Here is a 24,158-nt window from a genome sequence, read left to right as displayed (position 1 = left end):
GAAAGAAGCGATTGATTCATGCAAGCTGTAAAACTTGGCATTCTCCATACCAATGACACCCATTCCTATCTGGATTTATTTGGCCAGCGAGCCCATCTGATTAAAGGCCTGCGTGCGCAGTATCAAGCTAGCTTGTTGCTGGGGGCTGGGGACCTCTTTGTGGGTGGCCCTTACTTCCAGCTCTTCGCCGGCCAGGCGGAAATTGCCCTCTTGAACCAGTTGGGTTATGATGCGGTCACTTTTGGCAACCATGAATTTGATCTGGGACCTAGTTTTTTGGCCTCCTATCTGGCCCAAGCTAGGGTGCCCTTTGTGTCCAGTAACCTGGACTTTAGCCGGGAGCCGGCTTTGGCTGATTTGGCGGCGCAACAAGTGGCGCCTTACCGCCTCTATGACCTGGCGGACGGTGTCCGACTGGCTATCCTAGCAGCCACAACCCTGGAAACCTTGGATAATTCTTCGCCAGGGGAGCTGATTGGCTTTGAAGAGCCTCGTCTGGCCTTAGAACGGAATCTGGACTTGGCCCGTCAGGCTGGGGCAAGCCACTTTGTTCTCTTAAGCCATCTGGGTTATGAGACGGACCTGGCTTTGGCCCAAGAAGTGCCAGACTTTGCCGCCATCATCGGAGGCCATACCCATACGGTGACAGAGCAACCCGCCCTAGTAGGCCAGACCTTGGTGGTGCAGGCTGGCTACTATGGTCGTCTGCTGGGCGAACTCAGTCTCTGGCTCCATCCGGATGGCAGCCACCAGCTAGGCCACTACCAACTACATGATTTAAGTCATTATGCCAAGGTTGCCCGTCCGGTAGCCAAGGAACTCAAAATCTGGCAAAGCCAGGCCCAGGCGCGAATTAGCCAAGTCATTGGCCAAAGTCGCCAGGCCCTGGATGGCAGTCGGGAGGCCCTGAGTCAGGGCCATACCAATCTCAGCCAATTGGTCTGCCGGGCCTATGCGGCAGCTGCTCGGGCTAAGGGCTGGCAAGTGGACTTTAGCCTCATTAATGGGCGAGGCGTCCGCGCCAGTCTGGATCAGGGGCCGGTGACCTATGAGGAGGCCCTGGCCATTCTGCCCTTTGGCTGCCAGCTCTGGGTCCTGGAAGTGACGGGGGCCGACCTCAAGGAGGCGCTGGAATCCGGCCACTATCCTCGTATGATTGACAGTCAAGGCCAGCCCTTAGAGCTTGAAGAGGCAGTCAAGGGACTGGACCCTGAGGCCACTTATCAGCTGGTGACCAACGACTTCTTAGGACGAGGTCGGGATGGTTATGAGGCCTTGGCCCGTCACCAGCTGCTGGATCAGCAGCTGGGTAGCGACCTGGATGCCTTGGTGGCCTACCTGGCCCAAGAGGCTTAAGCCTATTTAATAGTTACACTATTAAATAGGGTTTGAGAGGGCAAAAATTCTGGCTTTTTGGCAGTCGCGAACAGAAAGAGTCAAAAACAAGCCGGAAACGTTCGTCTTTTGGCAGCAAAAGCCTGTCAGAACGGGATTTGGCCCCGGCCACTTATGAAAAAGCAAATATATAATCATTTATATAAAAAGGGGCCTCAGGCTCCTTTTTCTTTAGCCCTAGGTCAAGCAATTAGGTTGGCAAAAGGTCTGATTTGGTGTACAATAGTCAAAGAAAGTCAATGTAAGGAGGGGTAACATGTCAAGCCGCAATATGACCGACATCATTGAGGCCTATTTGAAGGAATTTCTCAAGCACCAAGAGCATGTCGAAATCAAACGTAGTGACATCGCGGAGCACTTCGACTGTGTCCCGTCACAAATTAACTATGTCATCAAGACACGCTTTACCCAGGAGCATGGCTACCTGGTCGAAAGTAAGCGAGGGGGTGGCGGCTATATCCGCATTCTCAAGATTGAATTGGCCGACGAGGCAGCCCTGATTGATCAGCTGATAGAATTAGTGGGCGATAAGATTAGCCAACGCAACGGCATTCATATGATTGAAAATTTGATTGGCAAGGGCCTGATTACCAACCGCGAGGGGACCTTAATCCTGTCCGTGATTGAAAAATCCGTCCTCCATCAAATCAGTGAGCAGGAACAGGCGGCTCGCGCCCAATTGCTCAAGACCTTTTTGCAACAACTCAAATACAGCTATTAAGAAAAGGAGTGAAGACGCGATGTTTGAAGAACTATTTACCGAAAGTGCCCATCAAGTCATGATCATGGCGGCTGAGGCCACCTACCAATTGCGCCATTCAGCCATTGGGACCGAGCATATCTTGATTGGTCTAGCCCGCGAAGAACGTGGGATTGCCGGCGTCATTCTCCGTGAATTTGGCGTGACCCCGGAACTAATTCTGAACGAGTTGCGGGCCATCCACGGCGATGTAGAGGCGCCTATGCCGCGGGGGGAAGTAACCCTACCTTATTCGCCGCGCGCCAAGAAAAATATCATGGATGCCTCCAATACAGCTAAGCGCTTGGGCGCACGCCAAATTGGGACTGAGCACCTCCTATTAGCCATGCTGCCACAAGAAATCCTGGCGACCTTAATCTTACGCAATCTAGACGTCGACTTAGACGCCCTTAAAAAAGCCGTCTACCAAGCCATTGGCATTGATAAGATGCCAATGGGCCAAAGCAAGCCTCAAGCGCGGACCCAGAAAGCCAGCGAAACCGCGCCAAGTAAGACACCGACCTTGGATTCCTTTGCCCGCAACCTGACTCAAATGGCCAAGCAAGGCCAGATGGACCCAGTGGTGGGCCGCGAGAATGAAGTCCAACGCATGCTGCAAATCATCAGCCGTCGTAAGAAGAATAACCCTGTCCTAGTCGGGGACCCAGGGGTAGGTAAGACGGCCTTAGCAGAAGGCCTGGCCCAACACATCGTGTCAGGTGACGTGCCGGCCGATATTGCCAAGAAACGCCTCATGATGTTAGATATGGGGAGCCTGGTGGCTGGGACCAAGTACCGGGGTGAGTTCGAAGAGCGCATGAAGCGCATTGTGGAAGAAGTCATGGCTGACGGCCAAGTCATTCTCTTCATTGATGAGCTCCATACCTTGATTGGGGCCGGTGGCTCTGAAGGGGCTATTGATGCAGCCAACATCCTCAAGCCAGCCCTGGCGCGGGGTGAAATCCAAGTCATCGGGGCAACAACCCTGAGTGAATACCAGAAATACATTGAAAAAGACGCGGCCTTGGAACGTCGTTTCTCTAAGGTGCAAGTAGACGAGCCAACCCCTGAAGAAACCATCCAGATTCTGCAAGGGCTCAAGACCCAGTATGAAGTTCACCACGCCGTGACCATTACTGACCAAGCCATTGAGGCGGCGGTCAAACTTAGTGTCCGCTACATTACGTCACGCTCCTTGCCTGATAAGGCCATCGATTTAATCGATGAAGCGGCCGCTAAGGTTCGGATTGAAGAAGCCGTCTCTCATGATCCCCTTTTCGCCCTCGAGAAGGAAATGGCCAAGTTGCAGGCAGATAAGGAAGAAGCCGTGCTAGCCCGCAACTTCCCAGAGGCAGCTAGCCTTCGCGAAGCCGAACAAAAACTGGAAAAACGCCTAGCCCGGGCCCGCAAGAAAGCCCAGGCTCAGGTTGGCCAGCCAGCACATTTAGTCGTAGATGAAGAACAAGTGGCTCAAGTCGTGGCCCTGTCAACTGGCATCCCAGTGACCCAAATGGCCATGAAAGAAAGCCAACGCCTGGTTAACCTAGAGCGGGAGCTTCATCAACGAGTTATTGGCCAAGAGGAAGCCGTGTCTGCTGTATCACGTGCTATTCGCCGGGCTCGTTCAGGCCTCAAGGCGCCAGGCCGTCCAATTGGTTCCTTCCTTTTCTTAGGGCCAACCGGGGTTGGTAAGACCGAATTGGCCAAGGCCTTGGCCCAAGCCATGTTTGGTTCCCAAGACAATATGATTCGGGTCGACATGTCCGAGTACATGGAGAAACACACCGTGTCTCGCCTGATTGGTTCGCCTCCGGGTTATGTAGGCCATGAAGAAAGCGGCCAGTTGACCGAGAAGGTTCGCCAAAAACCTTACTCCGTCATCCTCCTGGACGAAATCGAGAAGGCCCACCCAGATGTCTTTAACATCCTGCTCCAAGTCTTTGACGACGGGCATTTGACTGACTCCAAGGGCCGCCAAGTCGATTTCCGTAACACCATCATTATCATGACTTCTAACCTAGGGGCAACCGCCCTGCGGGATGAGAAATCTGTCGGTTTTGGGGCTAAGCAGTTTACTGCTGACCACCTGGCCATGGAAAAACGTATTCGCGAAGAGCTCAAGCGTTCTTTCCGTCCAGAATTACTCAACCGGATTGACGAAACGGTGGTCTTCCACTCCTTAACTAAGGAAGAAATTCGCCAAATCGTGAAGCTCCATACTAAGGATATTATCAAGCGCCTAGGCGAACTGGCCATCAAGGCTCGGGTGACCGACACAGCGGTAGACATTATCGCCGAAGCCGGCTTTGACCCAGAATACGGGGCGCGTCCAATTCGCCGTGCCATTCAAAAACAAATTGAGGACCAACTCAGTGAGTTGCTGCTTAGCGGCAGCATTGTCACCGGGGACTCGGTGACCATTGGCGGCCGGTCCGGTAAGATCAACATTGCCGCTAAGGACCATGAGGCTGGCTCAAGCAAGGCCAAAGCTAAGCCCAAAGCCAAAGCCTAAATAATCTAAGACAGGAGCTAGCCCATGTTTGAACAACTGCAAAGACTCTATCCCCAGGCCCAAGCAGTCGCACCGGATGCGGTGCTGCCCGGCTATCTGATTGTCCAATTGGGGGATCAAGGCCTAGCCATTCCTCAGGCTGACCTGACTAGCAAGGAAGAAGAACTCTTGCTTATGATGAGCTTGGCTAAGGCCACTCCCCAGGTGCCGGTCGTGGATTTAGCGCCACATCAACAGGCCTGGCGGGCCTTTCTCCTAGAAGGTCAGCCACTGGAGGCTGAAATGCGGGGCAGTCTGGTCTGTATCTATTTGATTATGCAGGCCAAGTCAGAGACCTTCGACCCTGTCTTGTGGCAGCAGACCCTGGAAGATTCTCTGGAAGCCATTGAAGTGGTCATTCCGGATGAAGCCAATCGTTGGTTAGTCTGCCTTCGAGGCATGGAACACGTTGGCGCCTTGGTGGACATTATTAAGACCTTGGACATTGACTTTGAGACGGTTACCCGAGGTTGTGTCGGCCTAGTAGCCAAGTTGGACCAGGATTATGTGGCCCATTTCCAAGATGAGCGGCGTCTGGTTCACAGTATTCTGTCTCAGATTATGGAGCCAGAGATTGTGCCCTTGACCTCAGTCCTCTTACGCCTAGTAGGGCGCGAAGTGACCAAGCAGTATGCCTTTATGGATCGACTGCACGATGTCCTCAAGCACAACCCAGACTATGCGGCGACAGTGCGAGCCCTCTTTGAACATCAGGGCAACCTGAGTCAGGCAGCCGATGAACTCTATATTCATCGCAATACCTTGACCTATCGCCTCAGCAAATACACCAAGGAGACAGGGCTCAACCTGCAACATCTGACAGATCTGATTGTCAGCTACCTGGCTCTGGAACATAAGGGGTGAGGCCATGATGGATGCAAGCCAACTGGCACCCACCGACTTGGCCCAGCACGAATATTGGATGCAGCAGGCCCTAGAACTGGCCGACCAGGCCCAAGCCCTAGGCGAAGTGCCCATTGGCGCCCTCTTAGTTAAGGATGGCGTCCTCCTGGCTTCAGCCTACAATCTGCGGGAGGTCAACCACCAGGCTACGGCCCACGCCGAACTCCTGGCCATTGAAGCCGCCAACCAAGCCCTAGGCGCCTGGCGCTTAGAGGGCTGTACCCTCTATGTGACCTTGGAACCTTGCCCTATGTGTGCGGGCGCCCTAGTCTTATCACGGGTGGATCAGGTGGTCTACGGGGCTAGTGACCCCAAGGGTGGCTGCGCCGGCAGCCTCATGAATCTCTTGGAAGACAGCCGCTTCAACCATCAACCGCAAGTGATTAGAGGAGTTTTGGAAGCCCAGTGTAGCGACAAGCTCAAGACCTTCTTCCAAGGCCTCCGCAAGCGCAATAAGTTGCGCAAAGAGCAAGCCAAGCAAGCGGATGAACAAGCTGACTAATTAATAAAAAATGAACGCTCAAGCCAGCCTTCTAAAGGGCCGGCCTTGAGCGTTTTTTGTCTTGGCAAGGAGATTACGAACATTTACGAAACAAAATTATCCATTTTCATGAAAATTAATCAACATCGGCTTTCCATTGTGCTAAAATAGGAATATTAAATCCCCCACTTCGTTCAAGAAGTAAGCGCAAGGAGCAAAAGTAATAATGAAAGTACTAGCATATGGTGTTCGTGATGTCGAGAGACCCGTGTTTGACCTAGCCAATCAAAAGTTTGGTTATGAATTAGTTTGTGTGCCCAACTACCTAAAGGGTCCGGAAGAGGCTTGGTTAGCTCAAGGTTGTCAGGCCGTTATTTTGCGTGGTAACTGCTGGGCTACAAAGGAGGTCTTAGATATCTACAAAAAATTAGGAGTAGAATATGTCCTGACGCGGACAGTAGGTGTCGACCATATCGATCTTGCCTATGCTAGGCAATTGGGCTTCAAGTTAGCACACGTCCCTTTTTACTCACCTAATGCGATTGCCGAATTAGCTTTGACCTTGGCCATGACCCTCTTGCGGAATGTCGCCTATACAACTCACTTAACTAGTCAGCAAGATTTTCGTGTCCACGAGCAAATGTTTTCTAAGGAAATCCGTAACTGTACTGTTGGTGTGGTTGGGATTGGCCGGATTGGCTTGACGACCGCGACGCTCTTTAAGGGCTTGGGCGCGAATGTCTTAGCTTATGACGCCTTTCCAAAAGAAGGGGTAGATCATATCTGCACCCAAGTAGAACTGGATGAGCTCTTAGCTAAGTCAGACGTGATTTCCACTCACGCGCCTTACATTCCAGCTAATGGCAAGGTCATCACCAAGGAATTCATCAGCAAGATGAAGCCAGGGGCCATTCTGGTCAACACTGCGCGCGGTGAGTTGCAGGATGTGGATGCCATTATTGAAGCCATTGAATCTGGCCATTTGGCTGGGGCAGGCTTAGATGTCTTAGAGAACGAGAGCCAATTCTTCTTCAAGGACCTGCGTGGTCAAGACATTAGCGATTCTGCGGTTAAGAAATTGGTTGACCTCTATCCTAAGGTCTTATTAACCCCTCACATGGGGAGCTACACCGATGAGGCAGTAGAGAACATGGTGGAAACCAGCTTTAATAACCTCAAGGACTATCTGGAAACAGGAGAATGCAGCAATGATTTCTAGGTAAATAAAGAATTTGCCTCGAAAATAGACAAAAGCGAAAGAACTGAGTGCCGCTTAAGCAGCGCCTTAGTCCTTTCGCTTTATTTATTATAGTAGGATAATATGAAAATATAGGCTTCACTTGCTAGTCCATCTTAGCTAGCTAAATTTTTAGGACACTTAGTTATAAGTTATCCTAACTTAGATAAAAGTTGATAAATAGTATGGGCTACCCCGTCTTCTGCATTGCTAGGGGCCTCATAGCTTGCTAAGTCTTTAATGGCTTGACTAGCGTTAGCCATGGCATAACTATTAGGGAACATGGTTAGCATAGAGCGGTCGTTGGCCGAGTCTCCGATGGTTAGGACTTGATGCTTAGTGAACCCATGGTGCTGGCAGTAGGCTTCAATAGCTAAGCCTTTTTGGGCCTTGAGACTGGTAATTTCTAAATTATCTGGGCCAGAAGAAGTCAGGTCAATGGCAAAGTCCTTGAGGAAATGGTGGGCAGACTCTAAGACTTCAGGGCGCCGGTCAATCAGCATAAGCTTAAGTGGTGGATCCAAGTCAGGGCGATAATCCTCAAGGGGTTGAAGCTCCTTGAAGTGGAGTTCAATCTGAGCCAGACTATCATCGCTAGAAGCTTCCTTGGCGCGATTTAGGAAAGCTTCCATGCGTTGCCGATAGAGGGACAGGTCATTGACATAATAACCGTTCAGAGACTTGAGCGACACCAAAGTCTGAGTTTCAGGCACAGCAAATCGTTCGATAAGGGTCTGGGTATCAGCCAAATCAAGGGCGAAGACATCCTCCAAATTTCCTTTAACGTCATAAGTTGCAGCACCATTGACGGCAATGATGCGAGCGGTCAGTTGATGCTGATCTAGGAGCCACTTAGCAGACCGATAATCTCGTCCGGTAGCAATCAGAAATTCGATATCCGATTGAGCTTGAAGGTCTCGAATGGCTTGGGCGGTAGTGTCGCTAATGACATGGTTTGGGTTCAGTAAGGTCCCATCCATATCGGATGCAAAGAGTTTAATCATCGGCAACCTCCATAATTCGTCATAATTCTCGTATAAATAGTGTACCACGAAATCGTCAAAAAATGGTATGATAGAAGCGAGATAATTTAGCTTAGAAAGGATGATAGAGATGACACAACCGATTTTCTTAAAGCCTGTGTTACAAGATAAGATATGGGGTGGCCGTAAACTTGAACTAGAATTTGGCCTCAAAGGTCCTAGCGACACGGTAGGGGAAGCTTGGTGTATTAGTGCCCACCCTAATGGGGTGTCGACCGTCATTAGTCCTGCCGAATATGCAGGACTGGGCCTAGATCAGCTCTATCGAGAGCATCCAGAATTATTTGGGAATCCTAGTCAAACTGTCTTTCCTCTCTTAATTAAAATCCTAGATGCAGCAGCCGAGCTTTCTGTGCAGGTCCATCCTGATGATGCCTATGGACTTGAACATGAAGGGGAGCTTGGGAAGACGGAATGTTGGTATATCATTTCTGCGGAGCCAGGAGCCAAGATTGTTTATGGGCATAAGGCTCAATCGCGACAAGAATTCGAGGACTTGGTAGCGAGCGGACGCTGGTCAGACCTCTTAGTGGAGGTGCCAGTTAAGGCGGGCGACTTCTTTGATGTGCCGGCAGGGACCATTCATGCGATTGGTGCAGGGGTGGTCATCCTGGAGACACAGCAGAGCTCAGATACTACCTATCGTGTCTACGACTATGATCGACGGGATGCGCAAGGCAATCCCCGTGATTTGCATCTTAAGCAGGCGGCGGATGTCACTTTCTATCCAGATCCAGAGCGTCACTTGCAAGTCAAGACTCAGCAAGTTGGTGACAGCCAAGTTATCCAGTACCTAGAAAATGAATTTTTCACTGTGAGCAAGTGGGAAGTCGTGGATAGCCTTACTTTAAGCCTGGATAATGCCTATACCTTGGCAACCGTCATTGCAGGGCAAGGCCGACTATGGCTAGACGGCGTCGCTTATGACTTAAATCTTGCAAGTTCCTTTATTTTACCGTATGGCGTTTCTGAAATTCGTCTGGAAGGGAACCTGACCTTAATTAGTTCCCATCCAGCTTAAATAGGGGAGTGTGTCAGCAGATAATGAGTGAACAATACTTTAAATCTAGTCCTACTAGTCAGCATTCTTTGCACCAGATTCAAGATGGTGTGGCAGGCCTGACTTTAAGTTTCCAGACCGATAATGGTGTTTTTTCTAAACAACGCATGGACTATGGCTCCAAGGTGTTAGTGGAGGCTTTCGCAGATTCCGTTCCTGCAGGGACTTATCAAATAGTAGAACTGGGGAGTGGCTACGGTCCGGTCACAATTGCTTTAGCAAAATTATATCCTCAAGCTCAAGTGACAGGTGTCGAGATTAATGAACGTGCCTACCAGTTGGCGCAGGCCAATAGCCAGCTCAATCGAGTAGAGAATACAGCCTACCAGCTGGCTGACGCAGGCCAATGGCAAGCTAGTCAAGCACCGGATTTTGTGGTGACCAACCCACCCATTCGGGCCGGCAAGCAGGTCATCCAACAATTCGTACGCTCTGCTCAGACTAATTTAAGACCTGGCGGTGAATTATGGCTCGTAATTCAGAAAAAACAAGGCGCTCCTTCTATGGAAACTTTTATGGAAGAAGTCTTTGGAAATGTTGAGTTAGTGACCCGAGATAAGGGTTATTGGATTTTGAAAAGCCTAAAGACAAAATAGTAAATTTTACAGAAGCCATTTTGATTGATTCATCAAAATGGCTTTTTTGTGATTTGTATATATGAATAAAATCCGAGCATCAAAACCACTATTATTACAAGATGATGACATAGGTATAGTGTTAATTCTTAATGGAGCATGACACTATAGTTAGAGCCTTAAAGATTAGTCGAACGCTCTTTATAACTAGTCTTTTACTTTCTGATTTGAGAATAATAGGGAAAAACAAATTTTAGTATATCTTTCTGCTAAATAGTGTGGTAAAATACACAAATGACCGACAAATTATAATCAAAGAGAGGGAATACACAATGAAAAAACTTAAGGATTCCAGCAGCCTTAAACAAATTCAACGCTTTTCCATCCGAAAAATTTCGGCTGGTATTGCATCTGTTGTAGTGGGGAGTTTCTTTGCATCAGCATTGAATAGTCCCGCTGTGAATGCACAGGCCACTACACCAGCATCTAACACTCATTCAGTGGCAAAACAAGTAACGACACAATATCAATACCTTGCGATTGAAGAGTTAACTTGGGCGCAACGTCAAGCAATCAAATCAGGCACTCCTAGTCAAATTGCCCAAGTGGATCAAGTTTATTATTTTGTCTATCAAGCAAAACAAGATGCTCGTCAATTACCAGTTACTGGTGAAGGATCCACCTTGTTGGGGCTTGCAGCAGGCGCGACCTTGATTGTATTTGCAGTTGGCTTGGTTCGTGATAAGAAGAAAGCACTGACCAGCTTAATGCTTGTGACCTTAGCAGGACAGGTAGCATTGGTGCCGAATTCACAAGCAGCTCAAGCGCGATTGCTAGAACAATTCAATCAAAGTTTCCAAACGCCAGTGGGACAAGCCTTGCCAAATCCTCAAGTTCAGATAGAAGGATATGAATATGTAGGGTATTTTGCCGCTCAGGAGCTGGCGCAAGTAGCACCTAATGCTTCTGTAGATGGTGCGATTAGTGAATCAACTGAATCTAAGGCTTCTTCAGCGGAATCAAGCGCAAGTCAATCCTCTGAATCGAAAGCCTCTTCAGAGGAATCAAGCGCAAGTCAATCATCTGAATCAAAAGCTTCTTCAGCGGAATCAAGCGCAAGCGAAACATCTGAATCAAAAGCTTCTTCAGCGGAATCAAGCGCAAGTGAAACATCTGAATCAAAAGTGTCTTCAGCGGAATCAAGTGCAAGTGAAACTTCTGAATCAAAGGCATCTGCTGAAGAATCCAATTCAAGTGTAACACCAGCACCAGAGCCACCTAAAACGCTAGATTTCAAAGACTTAGACGCTGCTTTACAGGCAGCGAATAAGCAAGTGGCTAATCTAGAGGCTGTTAAACTTAGCGATAAGACTCCAAAGTCAGTGAAAGCTTTTGAGGAAGAATTAGCAAATGCTAAGAAGGATTTAGACACACTGATTAGCAGAGCGCAAGAGCTCAAAGATAATCCTAAAAATACTGAGCAAGTAGCGATTAACGATTTAACTAAGCAAGTTCAGAACTTAGCTGATAAGACATCTAAATTATCCGATAACCTAATTGCTCAAGCAGACAAGACGCCATTACAAACGGTGATGACGGCTTTAGCAGAATTGGTTAAAGAAGCTAAAAACGTAGGGTTAATTGATGAAGTGATTAAGTCCCAAGCGACTTTGCAAAATGCGCGTTCAGTGGTTAAAGATCAAGATGCTACTGAGAAAGATGTAGCGGCAATGGTGAAAGCAGTTGAAGCCCTAATAGAAGATTTAACGTATAAGCTAAAGGCTCAGCAACCAGCCCCAACTCCATCAAAAACGCTAGATTATAAAGCTTTAGATGCCTCATTGCAGGCTGCTCAGGCTCAGCTTGCTAACATAGAAGCAACACCTAAGAATGATAAGACCCCTAGCTCTGTTGCAACTTTTGAGAGTGAACTTGCTAAAGCTAAGGAAAGTTTGACAGCACTCACTAATCAAGCTCAAGTCCTCAAGGGGAAAGCTGGTGCGGCAGAGCAAGCAGATATTGATGCGCTCACCCAACAAGTTCAGGAATTAGTCAACAATTCTGAGAATCTAGCCAGTCTTTTAGTAGCTCAAGTGGATAAATCGGCTTTGCAAGCAGCGATGTCGTCCTTAATCGCAAAACTTAATAAAGCGAGAAATTTGGGCTTAATGGATGAAGTGATTAAGACTCAAGCAACTTTACAGAATGCACGATCAGTGATGCAGGACTCAGAAGCAACCGAGAAAGATGTTGAAGCAATGACTCAGGCAGTTGAAACTCGATCTCAAGGCTTACAGTATATTTTGGATAACTTAGAGTCTAAAGAAGCGCAACCGTAATCTCGATAGATAAGCTAATTGTTTGAGATAGTAGCATAAAAAAGAGTGTTGATAGTTCTGGCTATCAACACTCTTTTTGCGTAAGCAGGTTGTTTGATGAAAGTATGAATCGAGATATTAAGGAATTATAAAATGATGAAACCTCGATGTTATTAGTTGGTTATGCCATGTGGGGCTTTAATTAGACTGTTCAGTTATTCTTGGAAACGATGGAATAAATTGATTTATCAATAAAATATGAGAAAATCTAGTTTAACCATATATTTATTAATTTTTTTGTGGTAAAATACACTAGCGAATAATAATTTACTAAGAAAGGGAAAAGCTCAATGAAGAAATCTAAGAGCTCTAGTAGCCTTAATACAGTCCAACGTTTTTCCGTCCGGAAATTTTCTGTTGGGATTGCTTCCGTTGTAATAGGAAGTTTTTTTGTGTCAGCGGTAGCGGCACCTGTCGTTCAGGCACAGACTGCCACGACAGTTACAAGTTCTCAACAGGTAACCAAACAAGTGTCCACTCAGTATCGGTATGTATCCATTGAAGAATTATCTTTGGAACAACGCCAAGCCATTAAAGCAGGAACCCCTAGCCAAATTGCTGAGGCAGATCAAGTCTACTATTTTGTTTATCAGGCAAATACAGGGAAAAATCATTTGCCAGTCACAGGCGAATCATCAACCCTATTAGGTCTAGCAGCAGGTGCGGCGCTGCTTGTGTTTGCCGTTGGCTTAGTTCGTGATAAGAAGAAGGCTTTGACTAGTCTGATGGTTATAACCATGACGGGACAGGTTTTGCTGGCCCCAAGTTTACAGGCGGTTGAGACGCGTCTACTAGAACAGTTTAATCAAAGCTTTCAAACACCTGTGGGGCAAGCATTACCTGATCCAAAGTTAAGTATTGAAGGTTATGACTATGTAGGGTATTTTCCTGCCAGTGAGCTAGAGCAAGTGGGACCTAATGTTTCTAGTAATAGTGCAATTAGTGCAACGAGCAACCTCGAGTCAGTAGCTTCTTCAGAATCCTCCAGTGGAACATCCACGCGAGTAAGTAGTGAAAGTCCTCTGGTGTCAGTGCAATTTGAGACACCAAGTGCCGATAGTACGCCGACACTGCAACCAGAGGAATCGAGCGCCAACGTGACACCGGTGTCAACGACCAAACCTGAAAAGCCAAACACCAGCACGAATCCAGCGTTGGAACCGAGCACCAACGCGACACCAACGCCGACGCCACCAGCAGGGGAATCAAACACTAGCGTGACACCAGCGACGACGCCACCAGCAGAGGAATCAAGCACCAGCGTGACATCAGCGACGACGCCACCAGCGTTGGAACCGAGCACCAGCGTGACACCAGTACCAACGCCACCAGCAGAGGAACCGAGCACTAGCGTGACACCAGCGCCAACGCCGCCAGCAGAGGGACCGAGCACCAACGTGACCCCAGCACCAACGCCACCAGCAGAGGAACCAAGTGCCAATACGGCTCCAGCACCTAATACTCCGAAGCCTTTTGAGTATAGAGTCTTAAATTTGACTTTGGAGTTGGCAGAAGCTCAAGTGGATGACCTAGAAGTGGCTGTCACGGAAGGGAAAACCCCTAGTTCAATTGCCTCTTTCAAGGAGGAATCCTCTAAACTGAAATCCCGTCTTGCAACGCTTGTTAATAAGGTAAAAGAAATCAAGGCTGCACCTGAGACTACAGATCAGTCGACAATTGATAGCTTGGCTCAAGAAGCGCAAGAGTTAGTTAATCGCACCAAGAACTTGTCTGAGGTTTTAGTAAGTCAGGCAGATAAGTCGCCATTAGAAACTGCTGTGGCAGCTTTAGCAGAGCAAGTAAAAACAGCCAAAGCTCTTGACTTAAGCGATAAGACGCCAAGTAGCCAACAGGCCTTGGCTGATGAAATTCGCAAAATACAAGCAACACTCCAGAATGCTCAGTCAGTAGTGAAGGATCCTGAAGCAGCAGATGCTGATGTAGAAGCGATGACTCGGTCAGTAGTGAACCAAGCCAAATCCTTGGAAGCTGCCGCCAAGGCTCTCCAAGCTAAGGCAGATACACAGGCGCTAGTATCAGCTTTGGCTTTACTAGATGTACCTGTTGATACAGACCAGAAGACACCGCAAAGTATTGCGGATTACCAACAAGCGCTAGATTTATTGAGAGACAGTCTAGAAGCTACGCGTGCTCAAGCGCAAGCTATCTTAGCTGATCCAGATGTTAAGCAGGAACAAGTGGATAAGGCCTTGGTAGCAGTAAATGAAGTGCAGGCTAAACTTGATCAAGCTAAAGCTTTGCTACGACAACAAGCAGATAAGTCCGCCTTAGAGAAAGCCAAAAATAATCTGGAACAAGCGATTCAAAAACCAGTTGTAACAGATCAGAAACGACCAAAGACCGTTCAAACTTACCAAGCGGCAAAAGACCTTGCTTTGCAATTGAGTCAAGAAGCTGCTCAACTATTAAAAGATCTTAATGCTACTCCAGAAGAGGTTTTGGCAAGTACGGAAAAAGTCAACAAGTCTTTCCAACAGCTAGAATTAGCAGAAGCGGGCATTTTGGATCTTGTGGACAAAGCGGATTTACAACGAGCTCTGGCACAGTTGAATCTACCAGTTGACACGACAGGTAAAACAACACGCAGTGTGAATAATTTCAGCCAGGCACTTGCTGGGCATCAAGCTACTATTGATGAAGCAAAAGCTAATGCTCAAGCTTTGATAGCTAATCAAGATGCCACACCAGAAGAAGTAGCCTCCGCAATCGAGGCTGTGGAAGCCGCTCAAGCGCTGAAAGACCAAGCGCAAGCTCTCTTAATGGACCGCGCAAATAAAGAAGCACTTGGCCAACAGGTTGAGGCAGCACAAGAAGTTGTCGCCAATCGTTATACGCCAGCTAGCTTCCAAAAAGTTGCTGACCAGCTCAAAGCTGCTCAGGCCGTTTTAGAAGATGGCGATAGCAACCAAGAAGCGGTTGACCAAGCGACTCAAGCCCTTCGAGAGGCCTTAGCGCAATTGGAGCAGGTAGAACCTAAATATACAACTGTTAATGTTGAAGCACCTGCATCTGATTTATCTCGGGTCGTCACCGTGCGTTATCAGTTAGAAGACCCTAACCAACTTTACCGGGGAGGCAAGGTACAAGTCTTCCAGGGGGATCGTCTAGTTAAGACAGTCCCAATCCAAAATTTGACCGCAAATATTGATGGGTTGGATTATCATGTGTCTTATCGTCTCCATACTGTGATGGATTATGAGAACCAGCAAGGTGCTCAGTCGAAAGATCAGTTAGAGGATCAAGCAATAGAGTTAGATTTGAAGAAGATTGAGCTCAAACAAATCAAGGGTGTGCAGCTCTTCCATCGACAAGCTGACGGTAGTCATCAGTTGGTGGCTAGTTTGAGTCAGGTTCCATCTGATTTAAATAATTATTATGTTAAAGTACAGTCTGACCGCTTCAAGGATGTCTATTTGCCAGTTGCTTCTATTGAGACAGTTAGTCATGAGGGTCAGTCTTATTATCAAGTGACTACCCAGGCCCCTGAGCTAGTACAAAATCAAGGCGGCTCAAGTGACTATCACCAAGGCTATCAATTCCTAGTTGGTCAAGAACGTCCAGCGGATGGGAATGTGCATTATAGCTTTAAGAGCTTGCTTGAGGCTATACGCCAAAACCCAGCTGGAGACTACATCCTGGGTGCCAACCTATCAGCGTCCGAGGTCAGCTTAGCAGCCGACGCGACCGCCTATTTTGTGGGAACCTTCACTGGGACTCTATCCGGCCAGACTGCAGACGGCGCGCAACATGCTATCTATAATTTGGTTGCACCACTCTTTGATCAGTTAAACCAAGCGACTATCAAGCATTTAGACCTTAAACAAGTGGCCATTGAATCAGGTAATTCTATGGCTGCGCTAGCCAAGCGGGCGACTAATTCGATAATCAGTGATGTGGCAGTTTCTGGGCGCGTGTCAGGGACGACCAATGTAGCAGGTATTGTTCATACGGTTGTAGGTGGTAGCAGGCTTGAGAATGTTCGATTCCAAGGTGAGATTAGCCAGAGTGGCCAGCCTAACCAGGCCCAAGAAGTGGGTGGTTTAGTCGGCCTACTTGAACAATCCAGTGTTACTAACGCATATGTCGATGCCAAGCTGAACGTAAATCTAAACGCGCAAAGTGCTCGGGCGGGTGTAGCCTTTGGTCGAGTTGTGTCCAGCCAAGGCAAGGCAGTAGTCAAGAATGTCCTTGTCAAAGGAAGCCTTACTAATACAGGCTCTACCGTTCAAGGTCGAAGCGGGGGACAAGTAGGTGGGGTCGTCGGCTCTACTTGGATGAATGGGCGATTAGAAAACATCATCTCAGACGTGGCAGTCACTAATGGCTACCGTGTTTACGGTGATAATGGTGCTATTTCAGAAGGCTATATCCGTAATGATCAAGTGGCTTGGAAGATGACTGAACGCGTAACCGGTGTAGAAGAGCCAAGTTTTAAACCTGCTAAGGCTAGTCAAGCTGATGTGGATAAATTAGCTAGTCAATTAGAAGCGGCCGGTGGGGTCCTGACGGATACGCCTGCAAGCTCTTATGTCGATCAAATCAACCAACAATCAACCGATTATAGTCGTTTGGCTAATTATCAAGCTAGTCGTGCTCAGGCCTATGCCAATATGGAGAAACTCCTGCCATTCTATAATAAGGAGCAAATTGTTAAGTATGGGAACTTAGTGGCGCCAGACAGCAAGTTGGCGACTCAGGTGCTCTTGGCGGTTACGCCAATGCAAGGTAATGCTTTTGTGACGGACTACAACCAAGCAATGGACCGGATTATGTTGCACTTTGCTGATAAATCAGTGAAATACTTGGCCTTAGGTGCGAAATCTGAGTTCAAACAAACAGGCGTGGTTGAGTATCAATTAGAGGATTCAGGTCTTATCTATACACCTAACCAAGTGCTGAAATCAGTGGATGATGTCATGAATGCAGTCCTCGATATCATGAAAGAGACAGGTTTATCATCTGACGCTGTTTGGCAAGCCGCAGGTGTCAATAATCTCTACACAGATGTAAGTGCCAGAGTCAAAAATGATCGCCGAACGGCCCTAGAGAACAAGCTTGGCCGATCAGCAACTGAGGAAGAAATTGCAGAAGATTTAGAAGTCTATCGCCGCGAACAGCGTGCCTATCAGATTGAGACACTCTTCTTCAATGCAACCTTTGGCGCTTTCCAAGATACCTTAGCCAATGACTTAGTGAAGATTATTCGCCAGGAGGCCAACTATCTGGGAGATAATGAGCAGGCGCGTGCTGCTTTGATTCAGAAACTCAAGGATAATCGTGGCGCCCTGCTTTTAGGTCTGGCATATCTTCAAGACCACTACCGTATTAATTTTGGAGAACATAACCTAGGGGAGATTGCCACCTATCAGTCAGACTTCTTCGGTAATCAAAAGAGCATTATTGATAAGCTGATTAGTATTGGAAGTCAGGGTGTTCAAACCTTGCGTTCTAAGAATAGCGCCAAGACATACAGCAGAATCTTAAGTGCTGACAGCAAATTACCAACGGTTCTTGATTATCTAACTTATTTCCGCGAGTTATGGACCAAGTTTGATCAATACGAATGGTTCCGAGATGCAACTAAGGCTAATGTTACCATGGAGGAACGTCCGTCTCTTGAAGAAGGGCTAAATAAATCTCCTTATAAGGTCTACGATCGTTTATCTGTGCCGGATTATCGTGATTACATCTTGCCTTTACTCAACCTTAAGAAGAGTCGAATTTTCTTAGTATCCAATGTTTTATCGCTAACCTTGGGGTCGACAGATCGTCGTCCTTACCTAGCGCCAGAAGAGTTTGACAAACGCGTTAAGACTTTAGCTGATCGTCAGCAAATGCACGTTGATACCTGGTATCGTGTAGCCTTACCAACTGTCAAAGAGCGCATGGCTCGTAGAAATGCTATGCTAATCTGGGATGGTTATGCTAATGGCAAGAACGGTGGTTGGTATGATAGGTTAGGCAATGACACCTCCAATCGGCCAGTTAAATATCCATCTATGGGTATTAAGGAATTCTTTGGTCGAATCGATCGTTTCTATGATAACAATGGAGCTGGAGCATATGCTGACACTAGCAATGGTGTGTATTTTGTCTTCACAGACATTTTATCCGACTACGTTGGAACGTCCCACTATACCCATGAGCTAGTCCATAATATGGAAAAATCAGTCTATCTTGGTGGAAACAGCTGGCGTCCGGAGGAAGTCTGGGAAGAATATGCTCAAGGGCTCTTGCAGTCACCTGAGGGACCAGAGTATGATCATATTGGGCTTAATACCTCCTTTGACTGGAGCGATAAGACGAACCGTCTCTATAACGCGACACCATCACGCTTCCAGTCTGCAGATGACTGGGGTCAATATGTCCACCGACTCTTCGATATCCTCTACTTGCTAGACTATGCTGAAGCCAAAGCAGTCTTAGAAAAGGGTCCAGATGCCATGAAACAATGGTTCAACCGCTTCATTAATGTGCCGAATGGGCCTAACCATGTCAATAATAAGGTAGTAGAGATTAGTGATGAAGAGTGGACAAACTTTAATATCCAGTCGATTGATGACTTCATTGATCGTAGCTTAGCGCCAAAACGCTACTTCCGTAATGGTTTTGAGACGGATCGCAACTCTTATGAACGAGTTAATATGTTCCATCCAATGTACGGGACAGGCCAAAATGATAAAGGCTCACCAGGCGGTTGGTGGTTCAAAAGAATGGCTTGGGAACTGATGGGTTATAAGGGTTATAAAGATGGTTTTATCCCTTATGCTTCCAACCAATTAGAACGCCAAGCTAGAACGGATGGCCAGACCCTAAATGATAACTATATTATCCAGAAGATTTCTAACGGCGACTTCCAAGATCTTAATGCCTTTAAGAAGGCTATGTTCAAGGAGCGTCTGGATAAGGTAGCTAATGGGGCAACGCTTCGTCCTGTTACAGTACGCAATCGTCAAGTGACTAGCTTGGCGGATATTGAAGCGCTGATGAAGGAAGCTGTTGACAGAGTGCTATCAGCTCGTCAGACGGGTAATATACGGAATGATGTCTATAACTTGAAGAAGGAAATCTATCTTGAACTATTCAAGGCTTCGAATGACTTCCGTCAATCTATTTTTGCCAACGAATAGAAAGCAGAAAACGGCAGCTAAAGCTGCTGTTTTTTGTAGTTTGGATGGAATATAATAGTCTCCCTTGCTTTTTAAGGGCAGAAAGAGTACCATATAGACAAAAGTTATTTTAGAGACAATGGTCTAGAAGGGCGGTGCCTATGTTAACGCCTAATGAAGCCAAGGTGCTTGCCTTGATTGAGGAAGACCCTTTCCGCACCCAGCAAGAATTGGCGACATTGATGGGAATTAGTCGGTCAACGGTGGCTAGTTTAATCTCCTCTCTGATGCAGAAACATCAGCTACGCGGACGAGCCTATATTCTGAATGAGGCGCGGCGAATTTATTGCATCGGTGGGATGAATATCGACCGTAAATTTCGTCTAACTGGCGCAATGCAGCTCGGTACTAGTAACCCTGTCACCTCGACTCTCAGTGTGGGCGGCGTAGTCCGCAACGTAGCTGAGAATTTAGGGCGATTAGGTCAAACGGTTCAATTGCTGTCAGTAGCGGGAATGGATCAGGATTACGACTGGATTAAGCAGCAGACTCAGGCCTACGTGGATATGAGCCAGGTAACTCAAATTCCAGAGGTGGCAACGTCAACCTATAGCGCTATCTTGGATGAGTCCGGGGATATGCAATTGGCGCTAGCCGATATGGCGATTGCCGACCAGATGGATTTGGATTGGATTAGTCAATTTGCTCCACGGCTTAAACTAGCAGATTACCTGATTCTGGATTTGAACTTGCCTCTAGAAACCGTGACTTATTTGATTCAACTTGCAAAAGCTGAATCAATTCCGCTTGCCATTATCCCGGTCAGTGGGCCCAAGATGAGCCATTTGCCAGAAGATTTGAGTGGCGTTAGTTGGCTTGTTGTAAATGAGGATGAATCCATCAGCCGCTTTGGCAATTTGCTTGCTTCAGACTTATTGGATGCCTGGTTAGCAACCGGCGTCTTGCAAGTTGTCATGACCAGGGGGACACGTAGTAGTTTCTATGGACATCAGGATGGCAGCCGCCAGGAGGTCCAGCCTCTCCTAGCGCAAAATGTAGTAGATGTAACAGGGGCAGGCGATGCCTTCTCTGCTGGTCTTCTCTATGGTCAGTTGACAGGGCATGATGCTAAGACATCTATTTATTATGGGATGGCCAATTCCTATCATACGGTTCAAGCCAAACAAACCGTTAGACTCAATCTCTCTGCTAGCCAGTTGGAGAGTGACTATCAGACATTAAAAGAAAGAGGTTTATCCTAAGATGAAAAACTTATTATCTATTAGTAAAGAAGTACAACACGCTTTAGACCACAACTTACCTGTTGTCGCTTTAGAATCTACTATCATTTCTCACGGGATGCCCTATCCACAAAACGTTCAAATGGCTAAAACAGTAGAACAAATTATTCGCGATAATGGCGCCGTGCCAGCAACAATCGCCATCATGGATGGTCAGTTTAAGATTGGTTTAGAAGAAGCTGATTTAGAACGTTTGGCTAGCGAGAAGCCAGTTGCTAAGGTATCTCGACGTGACTTGGCAGAAGTCTTCGCCAAAGGCATCTTAGGGGCTACGACAGTCGCAACGACCATGATTGGGGCGCATTTAGCGGGTATCAAGATCTTCGTTACTGGCGGGATTGGTGGTGTGCACCGCGGTGTAGAAGAAACCATGGATATTTCTGCGGACTTAGACGAATTAGGTCAAACACCAGTGACGGTCGTTTGCGCGGGCGCCAAAGCTATTTTGGATTTACCAAGAACTTTGGAATATTTGGAAACCAAAGGGGTGCCTGTAGTGGGCTACCAAACGGATTACCTACCTGCCTTCTACACACGGACTTCAGAATACAAGCTCAACAGTCGCGCAGACAAGCCAGAAGAAATTGCGGCCATGATGGACTACTCTGAAGCGCTTGGCCTTAAGGGTGGGATTTTGGTGACGAATCCAATTCCTGCTGAGCACGAAATTCCACATGAAAAAATTGATGCCATTATCGATGCGGCTGTAAAAGAAGCAGATGAGAAAGGGATTCGAGGCAAAGATAGCACGCCATTCCTATTAGCTAAGATTGTTGAATTAACAGATGGGGCTAGCTTAAATACTAATATTCAATTGGTTTATAATAACGCCAAATTAGGGGCACAGATTGCTAAAGCCTATCAAGAACGTTAAGCTTATTTATGGTGGCCGGGACTGAATGTCCCGGCTTTTTGTATGTCTTGTTGGTGGGAAGCTGGTGACGGTCTGCATCATTTTTTGTTGATGGGTCGATGGCTAGCCAGAAGGGCTTGACTTTTCTACTAGATATCATATAATAAAACTATCAACACTTGAATAATTGTTCAATCTAAATAAAGGAGGCGGATGAGATGTGTGATCATGACCACAATTCTCATACACATCAGCACCACGGCCACGCGCATGCATTCAAATCAGCTATCTTTGCCTATGTAATTGGGCTTCTTACTTTCTTCCTAGGGCTTTTTACAGGCCAAGCATCTCTGCTAGTGAATGCCCTCTATAGCTTAACGGTCTTTTTGTCCGGCTATCATGTCTTAAGTGAGGGTTTGCTAGAGACTTGGCAGGCTAGCTACAAAGCGCGCCGTTTTTGTCCTAATACTCACTTATTGATGGGGCTGGCGGCTTTAAGTGCCATGGCAATTGGGCAATTCCAAGAAGCAGCCTTGCTGATATTGATATTCGCTGGTGCTCATTTTCTGGAGGACTATGCAGAAGCCAAATCTAAGAAGGAAATGACGAGTCTCTTAGCCATGCAACCTCAAGAAGCACGTCTCTTGGCGGGAGATGGCACAGTAACAATCGTACCGGTTCAAGATTTAGCTGTTGGGGATCAGGTGCAGGTGCTAAATGGCGCCCAAATCCCTATTGACGGTCGAATTGTGAGTGGCCAGGCAGTCATTAATGAGGCTATGATAAACGGCGAGAGTATACCGCAAGAAAAAAGCGCAGGTGACAGGGTCTATGCGGCGACCCTCAATGGCAATAGTAGCTTTGTCATGCGAGTAACACGTTTGGCAGATCAAACTACTTTTGCCAAAATCCTTGGCCTAGTCAAGGAGGCGCAGGCCAAACAAAGTCCGGTAGCGAGTCAGATTCAGCGCTTGGAGCCAGCATATGTGAAGGGGGCGCTCCTCTTTACGGCCTTGTATGCGCTCGTGGTGACACTATGGGGATCGCTCTCATTTCATGAAATAGCCTATCGAACCTTGGTTATGCTCATTGCCCTCTCGCCTTGTGCCTTAGCTGCTAGCGCTATTCCTGCAACTTTGTCAGCCTTATCGAATTTGGCTAAGCAAGGGGTACTAGTCAAGGGTGGGAGCCACCTACATCAAGTGTCAGGCCTTAGCGCTATTGCTTTTGATAAGACGGGGACATTAACTCAGGGGCGGCCTCAGGTGACAGACATCCTCTTATCAGCTGAAGCTGAACAGCTACTGGCTGTTTGGGTGTCTATGGAACGCCAAGCTAATCATCCTCTAGCGCAGGCCATTGTGGCTCATTATGCTAGTTTGCCCGTTTTGGATTTAGAAGTCAGCAATCAGATGGGGCAGGGACTCTATGCAGATTATCGAGGCCGTAGCTATCAGGTGGCTAAGCCGACTGCCTTTGAAGCGGTGGCACCAGACTATGAGCGGCAAGGTCGAGAATGGGAAAGTCAGGGTAAGACAGTGGTTTACTTGGCTCAAAACCAAGAAGTCTTGGGAGCGGTGGCGCTGATGGATATTGCCAAAGAAGATGCCCGTCAAACTCTGGATTACTTCAAGCGAGTCGGTGTTAAAACCGTCATGTTAACGGGGGATGCCGAGTTGACGGGGCAGGTCATTGGCCAGCAATTAGGGATCCAATCCGTCCAAGCCCAAGTCATGCCTGACCAGAAGGCAGAGGAAATCCGTAAGCTAATGGACAAACACCAGATGGTAGCCATGGTGGGGGATGGCGTCAATGATGCGCCTGCCCTGGCTAGCGCAAGTCTAGGGGTTGCGATGGGTCAAGGGACGGATGTGGCTATGGAGACGGCGGATGTGATTCTCGTTCGAAATCAACTCCAATCTCTGTCTTATTTGCATCGCCTAGCTAAGAAGCATGACCGGATTATCTGGCAGAATATTGGCTTTTCCATGCTAGTTGTGTTAGCCTTAGTTATAATGAATGTCGGCCAAGTTTCCAATATCGCCCTAAGTGTAGTGGGGCACGAAGGCTCAACTCTTCTAGTGATATTAAACGGGTTACGACTTCTAGTCCCCTTATCATCACGAGGTGAATCATAATGTATGACGAACAAGTAATTGAAGAGCTAGCACAATTTTTTAAAGCAGTAGCGGACCCTTCCAGACTCAAACTCTTGCTACATTTAATGAAGCAAGAAGCCAATGTGAATGAATTAGCTGAGGCGACTTGCTTAACTCTTTCGGGGGTCTCCCACCAACTTAAACTTTTGAAGTTAATGAAGTTGGTTAAGGCTAGTAAACAAGGTAAGTATGTCTATTATAGTTTGGACGACGACCACGTTAAACACATTATCACAGACTCTCTGACGCATTTGTCTGAGGATCGTTCTGAATAGCGGACAGGCGGCTTTAGCTGCCTGTTTTTTCGTGGCAACCAGAGATGCGAACGTTCTGTTGAGAAAAGTTAACAATTT

General features: G+C 47.3%; 15 protein-coding genes. 14 read left to right on the top strand and 1 reads right to left on the bottom strand.

Translation table 11 applies throughout. From position 1 onward, the window contains the following. Positions 1–18 precede the first annotated feature (18 nt). From RWO08_RS06980 to RWO08_RS06955, 6 genes are all read left to right on the top strand, one after another. A complete protein-coding gene (locus RWO08_RS06980; RefSeq protein WP_311466204.1) occupies positions 19–1,356 on the top strand; it encodes a bifunctional UDP-sugar hydrolase/5'-nucleotidase in 1,338 nt (445 codons plus the stop codon). Between the two features lie 295 nt (positions 1,357–1,651). Then, the gene (locus tag RWO08_RS06975) at positions 1,652–2,116 is read left to right on the top strand and encodes a CtsR family transcriptional regulator (RefSeq protein WP_035364070.1); all 465 of its coding nucleotides are present in this window, start codon (positions 1,652–1,654) and stop codon (positions 2,114–2,116) included. Between the two features lie 19 nt (positions 2,117–2,135). Next, the gene (locus tag RWO08_RS06970) at positions 2,136–4,646 is read left to right on the top strand and encodes an ATP-dependent Clp protease ATP-binding subunit (protein WP_314211600.1); all 2,511 of its coding nucleotides are present in this window, start codon (positions 2,136–2,138) and stop codon (positions 4,644–4,646) included. Positions 4,647–4,670: 24 nt separating this feature from the next. After that, positions 4,671–5,549, top strand: coding sequence for a CdaR family transcriptional regulator (locus RWO08_RS06965; RefSeq protein ID WP_306486514.1), 879 nt, complete (start codon positions 4,671–4,673; stop codon positions 5,547–5,549). A 4-nt stretch (positions 5,550–5,553) separates the two neighbouring features. Next, a complete protein-coding gene (gene tadA / locus RWO08_RS06960) occupies positions 5,554–6,090 on the top strand; it encodes a tRNA adenosine(34) deaminase TadA (RefSeq protein ID WP_252477769.1) in 537 nt (178 codons plus the stop codon). A gap of 205 nt (positions 6,091–6,295) precedes the next feature. Further along, positions 6,296–7,288, top strand: coding sequence for a 2-hydroxyacid dehydrogenase (locus RWO08_RS06955; RefSeq protein WP_306486516.1), 993 nt, complete (start codon positions 6,296–6,298; stop codon positions 7,286–7,288). 170 nt (positions 7,289–7,458) lie between these two features. On the opposite strand, the gene RWO08_RS06950 is transcribed toward RWO08_RS06955, so the two are convergent. Continuing rightward, positions 7,459–8,310 carry an HAD family hydrolase gene (locus RWO08_RS06950; RefSeq protein WP_311467668.1) on the bottom strand — a complete coding sequence of 284 codons (852 nt, stop codon included), beginning with the start codon at positions 8,308–8,310 and terminating at the stop codon, positions 7,459–7,461. A 109-nt stretch (positions 8,311–8,419) separates the two neighbouring features. Here RWO08_RS06950 and manA point away from each other — a divergent pair, with 109 nt between their 5' ends. From manA to RWO08_RS06910, 8 genes are all read left to right on the top strand, one after another. Continuing rightward, positions 8,420–9,370, top strand: a complete 951-nt coding sequence (gene manA / locus RWO08_RS06945; protein WP_314211599.1) for a mannose-6-phosphate isomerase, class I — start codon at positions 8,420–8,422, stop codon at positions 9,368–9,370. 23 nt (positions 9,371–9,393) lie between these two features. After that, positions 9,394–10,005 carry a class I SAM-dependent methyltransferase gene (locus RWO08_RS06940; protein ID WP_291430596.1) on the top strand — a complete coding sequence of 204 codons (612 nt, stop codon included), beginning with the start codon at positions 9,394–9,396 and terminating at the stop codon, positions 10,003–10,005. Positions 10,006–10,262: 257 nt separating this feature from the next. Next, on the top strand, positions 10,263–12,323 hold the full coding sequence (locus RWO08_RS06935) for a YSIRK-type signal peptide-containing protein (protein WP_314211598.1): 2,061 nt from the start codon (positions 10,263–10,265) through the stop codon (positions 12,321–12,323). Between the two features lie 329 nt (positions 12,324–12,652). Further along, complete coding sequence (locus RWO08_RS06930) at positions 12,653–19,513, top strand: ZmpA/ZmpB/ZmpC family metallo-endopeptidase (protein WP_314211597.1); 6,861 nt, start codon at positions 12,653–12,655, stop codon at positions 19,511–19,513. Between the two features lie 140 nt (positions 19,514–19,653). After that, on the top strand, positions 19,654–20,754 hold the full coding sequence (locus tag RWO08_RS06925) for a PfkB family carbohydrate kinase (RefSeq protein ID WP_314211596.1): 1,101 nt from the start codon (positions 19,654–19,656) through the stop codon (positions 20,752–20,754). A gap of 1 nt (position 20,755) precedes the next feature. Continuing rightward, entirely contained in the window at positions 20,756–21,667 is a 912-nt protein-coding gene (locus tag RWO08_RS06920; protein ID WP_314211595.1) for a pseudouridine-5'-phosphate glycosidase, read from the top strand. Between the two features lie 197 nt (positions 21,668–21,864). Continuing rightward, positions 21,865–23,784, top strand: a complete 1,920-nt coding sequence (locus RWO08_RS06915; protein ID WP_314211594.1) for a heavy metal translocating P-type ATPase — start codon at positions 21,865–21,867, stop codon at positions 23,782–23,784. Further along, on the top strand, positions 23,784–24,080 hold the full coding sequence (locus RWO08_RS06910) for a helix-turn-helix transcriptional regulator (protein ID WP_291430585.1): 297 nt from the start codon (positions 23,784–23,786) through the stop codon (positions 24,078–24,080). Before RWO08_RS06915 ends, RWO08_RS06910 begins: the two co-directional genes overlap by 1 nt. Positions 24,081–24,158: the final 78 nt, after the last annotated feature.

Source organism: uncultured Abiotrophia sp. (assembly GCF_963520105.1).
Classification (GTDB): domain Bacteria; phylum Bacillota; class Bacilli; order Lactobacillales; family Aerococcaceae; genus Abiotrophia.
The sequence above is the reverse complement of the archived record's forward strand: the minus strand, read 5'-3'. Positions and strand labels throughout refer to the sequence as shown.

Coding starts and splice junctions, on each gene's coding strand:
- RWO08_RS06980 (WP_311466204.1), top strand. CDS start 19: ATGCAAGCTGTAAAACTTGGCATTCTCCATACCAATGACACCCATTCC.
- RWO08_RS06975 (WP_035364070.1), top strand. CDS start 1,652: ATGTCAAGCCGCAATATGACCGACATCATTGAGGCCTATTTGAAGGAA.
- RWO08_RS06970 (WP_314211600.1), top strand. CDS start 2,136: ATGTTTGAAGAACTATTTACCGAAAGTGCCCATCAAGTCATGATCATG.
- RWO08_RS06965 (WP_306486514.1), top strand. CDS start 4,671: ATGTTTGAACAACTGCAAAGACTCTATCCCCAGGCCCAAGCAGTCGCA.
- tadA (WP_252477769.1), top strand. CDS start 5,554: ATGATGGATGCAAGCCAACTGGCACCCACCGACTTGGCCCAGCACGAA.
- RWO08_RS06955 (WP_306486516.1), top strand. CDS start 6,296: ATGAAAGTACTAGCATATGGTGTTCGTGATGTCGAGAGACCCGTGTTT.
- RWO08_RS06950 (WP_311467668.1), bottom strand. CDS start 8,310: ATGATTAAACTCTTTGCATCCGATATGGATGGGACCTTACTGAACCCA.
- manA (WP_314211599.1), top strand. CDS start 8,420: ATGACACAACCGATTTTCTTAAAGCCTGTGTTACAAGATAAGATATGG.
- RWO08_RS06940 (WP_291430596.1), top strand. CDS start 9,394: ATGAGTGAACAATACTTTAAATCTAGTCCTACTAGTCAGCATTCTTTG.
- RWO08_RS06930 (WP_314211597.1), top strand. CDS start 12,653: ATGAAGAAATCTAAGAGCTCTAGTAGCCTTAATACAGTCCAACGTTTT.
- RWO08_RS06925 (WP_314211596.1), top strand. CDS start 19,654: ATGTTAACGCCTAATGAAGCCAAGGTGCTTGCCTTGATTGAGGAAGAC.
- RWO08_RS06920 (WP_314211595.1), top strand. CDS start 20,756: ATGAAAAACTTATTATCTATTAGTAAAGAAGTACAACACGCTTTAGAC.
- RWO08_RS06915 (WP_314211594.1), top strand. CDS start 21,865: ATGTGTGATCATGACCACAATTCTCATACACATCAGCACCACGGCCAC.
- RWO08_RS06910 (WP_291430585.1), top strand. CDS start 23,784: ATGTATGACGAACAAGTAATTGAAGAGCTAGCACAATTTTTTAAAGCA.